Annotated in this window: 2 protein-coding genes; both read right to left on the bottom strand. The window is 60.0% G+C overall.

The window, feature by feature from the left end:
• Nucleotides 1-63 precede the first annotated feature (63 nt).
• Nucleotides 64-4,230 carry a DNA-directed RNA polymerase subunit beta' gene (gene rpoC, locus GY725_03120; GenBank protein MCP4003167.1) on the bottom strand — a complete coding sequence of 1,389 codons (4,167 nt, stop codon included), beginning with the start codon at nucleotides 4,228-4,230 and terminating at the stop codon, nucleotides 64-66.
• A gap of 12 nt (nucleotides 4,231-4,242) precedes the next feature.
• The coding region (gene rpoB / locus GY725_03125) for a DNA-directed RNA polymerase subunit beta (protein MCP4003168.1) at nucleotides 4,243-6,708 on the bottom strand (2,466 nt) is incomplete at its 5' end.

Genomic DNA, 6,708 nt, shown 5'->3' on the forward strand with positions numbered 1-6,708 from the left:
AAATCCAACCACGTCGGACCCGTTCGCTGCCCGGATCCGACGTGATCAGGAAGTGGATCTAGCTCAGGCTTCGATGCCTCGGTCGCCTACGGGCGGTCCGGCCATGAGCCCCTCGGGCTGCGGATCGAGCACGACCGGCCGCGGCGGGAGGACATCCAGGACGCTCTCGTCTCCTACGTCCTCATCCGCACCCTCGATTCGAATTCCCATATACCTGTACCGGGGCATGCCCGTACCGGCGGGAATCAGGCGGCCCATGATGACGTTCTCCTTGAGGCCGGCAAGCCGGTCGGTCTTTCCGGAGATCGATGCCTGGGTCAGGACCTTGGTGGTCTCCTGGAACGAGGCCGCGGAAATGAAGCTCTCCGTCGACAGGGACGCCTTGGTGATACCCAGCAACATCGGCTCGGCGATCGCAGGCTCCTTGCCCTGCTTCGTGACCTCGGCATTGGCCTTGTCGAAGACGAGTTTCTCGACCTGCTCCCCGATCAGGAAGTCGGTGTCTCCGGCCTGCGTAACGAGTACCCAACGCAGCATCTGGCGCACGATGACCTCGATGTGCTTGTCGTTGATGGGCACGCCCTGCAGCCGATAGACCTCCTGGATCTCATCCAGCAGGTACCGAGCCAGTTCCTTCTCGCCCTTGATCTTGAGAATGTCATGCGGGTTGGAGGACCCACCCATCAAGGCTTCACCGGCGCGCACGAAGTCGCCTTCGTGAACCGCGATGTGCTTGCCCTTCGGGATGTCGTAGTTGCGCGGCTCGCCCGTCTCAGGCGTGACGATCACGCGGCGCTTGCCGCGGACGTCTGGCCCGAAGCTGACTTCACCATTGATCTCCGAAACGATCGCGAACTCCTTCGGCTTGCGAGCCTCGAACAGTTCCGCGACGCGTGGCAGACCACCCGTGATGTCCTTGGTCTTGGTCGTCTCTCGGGGAATTCGCGCGAGCGTATCGCCAGCACCGACGTCCTCGCCTTCGACTACCGAGATGTTCACGCCCACCGGCATCAAATAGCGCCGCTGGGTGTTGCCATCGGCTCCCTTGATCGAAATACGCGGTCGCAATTCGGGGTCCTTCGACTCGATGATCACCTTGCGTGACAGACCGGTGAACTCGTCGACCTGCTCCTGCATGGTCGATCCTTCGACGATGTCACCGAACTTCACGATACCGGCAACATCGGTCAGGATCGGGTTCTGGAAAGGATCCCATTCGTGGATCAAGCCGCCAGCCGCCACTGCTGCACCGTCTTCCAGGTGTAGTTTGGCGCCATATACCACCGGGTAGAGTTCGCGCTCGCGCCCGGTCTTGTCGACCACGGAGATCTCTCCGTTGCGATTCATGACGATGAGCGAACCATGCTTGTCGCGAATCGTAGTGAGGTTGATGTACTTGATCGTGCCCTCGTTTCGGGACTCGACGTGCGACTGCTCGACGCGCTGAGTCGCCGTACCACCGATGTGGAACGTACGCATCGTGAGCTGCGTACCCGGCTCACCGATTGACTGGGCAGCGATCACCCCGATGGCTTCGCCTGTATTGACCAGCCGTCCCTGCGAAAGATCGCGACCGTAGCAGAGCGCGCAGCAACCTCGACGGCTGCGACAGGTGAGGACCGAGCGCATCATGACGTTCTCGATACCGGCGTCTTCGATTCTCTTGACCAGTTCTTCGTCGATCTCCTTGCCACCGGCCACGATCACCTCGCCGTTGACCGGGTCGAGAACATCGTTGAGCGCAACGCGACCGAGGATGCGGTCACCGAGTCGTTCGATGACATCGCCACCTTCGACCAACTGGTGAATCTCCAGGCCGTCGATCGTTCCACAATCGTACTCATTGACGATCACGTCCTGAGCCACATCGACCAATCGACGGGTCAGATAGCCAGAGTTCGCGGTCTTGAGAGCCGTGTCCGCCAGCCCCTTGCGAGCACCATGGGTCGAGATGAAATACTCGAGCACCGAGAGACCTTCACGGAAGTTCGACAGGATGGGGCGCTCGATGATCTCACCAGAAGGCTTGGCCATAAGGCCGCGCATGCCGGCGAGTTGGCGAACCTGCTGGGCAGAACCACGGGCACCCGAGTCGACCATCATGAAGATCGAATTCAGGTTCGAACCCTCGGGAGAACCGACCCCGGCGGAAGAACCGGCCGCGATCGCGTCCATCAACTCCGAAGAAAGCTCTTCGGTAATCGCCGCCCAGCGGTCGACGACCTTGTTATAGCGCTCACCGTCGGTGATCAGCCCCTCACGGTACTGACGCTGGAACTCACTAACGTCGTCTTGTGCCGCTTCGATCAGACCAGCCTTGGACTCAGGAACCCGCATATCGTCGATGCAGATCGAAATACCGGCGCGAGACGCGTACTCGTAACCGATTGTGCGAAGACGGTCGGAGAGCAGGACGGTCGCCTTGTTGCCTACCTCGCGATAGACCTCGTTGACCAGGTTTCCGAGCGACTTCTTGTCCATGAGCTTGTTGACGAGTTCGAAATCGACACCATCGGGGACGATCTCATAGAGCAGGACACGACCGACTGTCGTTTCATGCTTCTCGCCATCGACTCGCACTTCGATCTTCGCCTGTAACCCGATCGACCCGGCGTCGTACGCGCAACGGACCTCCTCCGGCGAGGAGAATTTCCTGCCAGCGCCGGTGGCTCCGGGCCTTTCCCTCGTCAGATAGTAGACGCCGAGAACGATGTCCTGCGTGGGCGTGATGATCGGTCGGCCGTGCGCGGGGCCCAGAATATTATTCGTGCTCATCATCAGCACCCGCGCTTCGATCTGTGCCTCGACCGACAGCGGCAGATGGACGGCCATCTGGTCCCCGTCGAAGTCCGCGTTGAAGGCGGCGCACACCAGCGGATGCAATTGAATGGCCTTGCCGTCGATCAGAACCGGCTCGAAGGCTTGCATTCCCAACCGGTGCAGCGTAGGAGCCCGGTTCAGGAGGATCGGATGCTCCTGGATGACCTCGGCCAGGATGTCCCAGACTTCGGGCAGCTCCTTTTCCACCATCTTCTTTGCGGCCTTGATGGTAGTGACGTAGCCCCGCTGTTCGAGTTTCGAGTAGATGAACGGCTTGAAGATCTCGAGCGCCATCTTGTTCGGCAGACCACACTGGTGCAGCCGCAACTCCGGTCCGGCCACGATGACCGACCGACCCGAGTAGTCGACGCGCTTGCCGAGCAGGTTCTGGCGGAACCGTCCCTGCTTGCCCTTGAGCATGTCCGAAAGCGACTTGAGCGGGCGCTTGTTGGGGCCCGTGATGACCTTGCCGCGGCGACCATTGTCGAACAGAGCATCAACGGCTTCCTGAAGCATCCGCTTTTCGTTGCGAATGATGACCTCGGGAGCGTTCAACTCCATCAGTCGCTTCAAACGGTTGTTGCGGTTGATGACTCGGCGATAGAGATCGTTGAGATCAGAAGTCGCGAAGCGGCCACCATCGAGCGGAACCAGTGGTCGCAGATCCGGCGGGATGACCGGAATCACTTCCAGCACCATCCACTCGGGCTGATTGCCGGAATCGCGGAAAGCGTCGAGAACCTTGAGGCGCTTGGCCAGCTTCTTGCGCTTGGCTTCGCTGGTGGCCTCCTTCATCTCGATGCGCAGCTGAATCGATTCTTCTTGGACCTTGATTTCGCTCAGAATGATGCGGATGGCCTCGGCACCGATGCCATACTTGAAGGAGTTCGGACCGAACTGCTCCTTGGCCTCCATGACACCCTCGTCCGAGAGCAATTCGCCCCGAACCAGTTCCGTGTCGCCCGCATCAATGACGATATTGGACTCGAAGTACAGCACCCGTTCCAGATCCTTGAGCGTCAACTCGAGGATATTTCCGATTCGGCTCGGCAGCGACTTCAGGAACCAGATATGCGCAACCGGTGCAGCCAGCGTGATGTGGCCCATGCGCTCGCGGCGAACCTTGGACTGGATGACTTCGACGCCGCACTTCTCACAGACGACGCCACGGTGCTTCATGCGCTTGTACTTGCCGCAATTGCACTCGTAGTCCTTGACCGGCCCGAAGATCTTCGCGCAGAAGAGCCCGTCGCGTTCCGGCTTGAACGTCCGGTAGTTGATCGTCTCCGGCTTCTTCACCTCGCCGTAAGACCACTCGTGGATCTTTTCCGGCGACGCGAGCGTGATGCGCATGCCGGAAAAGCTCAGCGGATCCTTGGGCTTCTCGAAGAGGTTGTAGAGATCTCGCACTTCAGTGCCCCCTTACTGGATATCTTCGAGCAAGTCGATGTTGAGCGAGAGGCTCTGCATCTCCTTGATCAAAACATTGAAGCTCTCCGGAAGACCCGGTAGAAGCTCGCAGTCACCCTTCACGATCGACTCGTACATTCGGGTGCGACCAATCACGTCGTCTGATTTGACCGTGAGGAATTCCTGCAGCGCGTACGCGGCACCGTAAGCCTCCATGGCCCAGACCTCCATCTCTCCCAATCGCTGACCGCCGAACTGAGCTTTGCCGCCCAGCGGTTGCTGCGTAACCAGGGAGTACGGTCCAATCGAACGTGCGTGAATCTTGTCGTCGACCAGATGGTGAAGCTTCAGGATGTACATGATTCCAACCGTGACGTTGGCGTGGAAAAGCTCACCTGTGCGGCCGTCGAAGAGCGGCGTCTGACCGTTCAGCGGCAGTTCGGCCTTTTCCAGAACTGCCTTGATCTCGGTTTCCGATGGACCGTCGAACACTGCGGCTGCGGTGTGAGCACCGCGAGAACTGCGCCGCGCAAGATCCATGACCTCATCGTCCGTCAGTCTATCGATACGCTCCTGCACGTCCTCTTGATCGAATACCGTCTTGAGATGCGCACGCATCTTGTCCGGCGAGTAGTGCTGTTGCAGGTACTCTTCGATCTGCTTGCCTAGTCCGCGTGCGGCCCAACCGAGATGGACTTCGAGAATCTGCCCGACGTTCATCCGCGACGGAACACCCAATGGGTTGAGCACGAGTTCGACCGGCTCGCCATCCGGCGTGTAGGGCATGTCCTCTTCGGGAAGAATGCGAGAGATGACACCCTTATTGCCGTGCCGACCAGCCATCTTGTCGCCGACGGAGAGTTTGCGCTTGATGGCCACGTAGACCTTGACCATCTTGAACACGCCCGGAGGCAACTCGTCGCCCTTCTTCAGACGATTGATCTTCTCCTCGAAGACCGTCTTGATCAGGCTCGCCTGCTCTTCCGCCTTGGCCAGCGTTCCCTCGATCTGCTCCATCTTCACAGCGTCTTCGATCCGCAAGTCTCGCCACTTCCGCCGCGGGATACTGTTCAGAATCTCCTCGGTGACCGTGTCGCCGGGCTCGAGCCAGGCATCCTTGCGGCGTTCATCAGCCAGGCGCACGCTACTGTTCGCTCCGATCAGCAGGTCGCGTACATGATTGAGAGCCGACTCGCGCACGATGCGGATCTCGTCTTCCTGATCGAGGCGCAGCTTGGCGATTTCTGCATCGGAAATCGTCTGTGCGCGTTCGTCCTTGTCCGCCCCGCGGCGCGAAAACACACGCGCGCCGATTACGATGCCGCTCTGTCCCGGAGGAACACGCAACGAGGTGTCCCGCACATCGCCCGCCTTCTCGCCGAAAATCGCGCGAAGCAGGCGTTCTTCTGGTGAGAGCTGTGTCTCACCCTTCGGCGTGATCTTGCCGACCAGGATGTCGTCGGGCCCAACCTCCGCGCCAATGCGCACGATGCCGCTCTCGTCAAGATCCTTGAGGGCTTCTTCGCCGACGTTCGGAATATCGCGCGTGATCTCTTCTCGACCGAGCTTCGTATCTCGTGCGACACCTTCGAACTCTTCGATATGAATCGAAGTGAACAGGTCATCCTTGACGATCTTCTCGGAGATCAGGATCGAGTCTTCGAAGTTGTATCCGCCCCAGGGCATGAACGCGACGAGCACGTTGCGCCCAAGTGCCAGATCTCCGAAGTCCGTGGCCGCACCGTCCGCGATCACCTGCCCCTTCTCGATGCGCTGCCCGACCTTGACGATCGGCTTCTGGTTGATGCAGGTGTTCTGGTTCGAGCGACGGTACTTCACCAGATTGATGATGTCGGGAGCCGTGCTCGCCCCGATCTCGGTCGCATCCGGCTTGATGACGATACGGGCCGCATCGACGCTCTCGATCACGCCACTGCGTTTCGCGACGACCGTTGCACCGGAGTCCCGGGCGACGACGCCTTCCATACCGGTGCCGACGAGCGGCGCGTCCGTGCGCAGCAGAGGCAACGCCTGGCGCTGCATATTCGATCCCATCAACGCGCGGTTGGCATCGTCGTTCTCGAGGAATGGAATCAATGACGCGGCAACCGATACCAGCTGGCTCGGCGAAACGTCCATCATGTTGACGTCGCTGTTCTCGAGCATGACCGGCTCGCCGTTCTGGCGGGCCGAGACCATTTCGCGTTCGAATTTCTTGTCCTCGGTGAGCGGTGCGTTCGCCTGGGCGATCGCGACCTTCTCCTCCTCGAGTGCGGACAAGTAGCGGACATTGTCCGAAACCCTGCCTTCTTCGACATCGCGATACGGAGTCTCGATGAAGCCGTACTCATTCACGCGCGCATAGGTCGACAACGACGCGATCAGGCCGATGTTCGGACCTTCCGGCGTCTCGACCGGGCAAATGCGGCCATAGTGAGTGCTATGCACGTCGCGAACTTCGAAACCCGCGCGCTCGCG

The organism is bacterium, from assembly GCA_024226335.1.
Taxonomy (GTDB): Bacteria; Myxococcota_A; UBA9160; order SZUA-336; family SZUA-336; genus JAAELY01.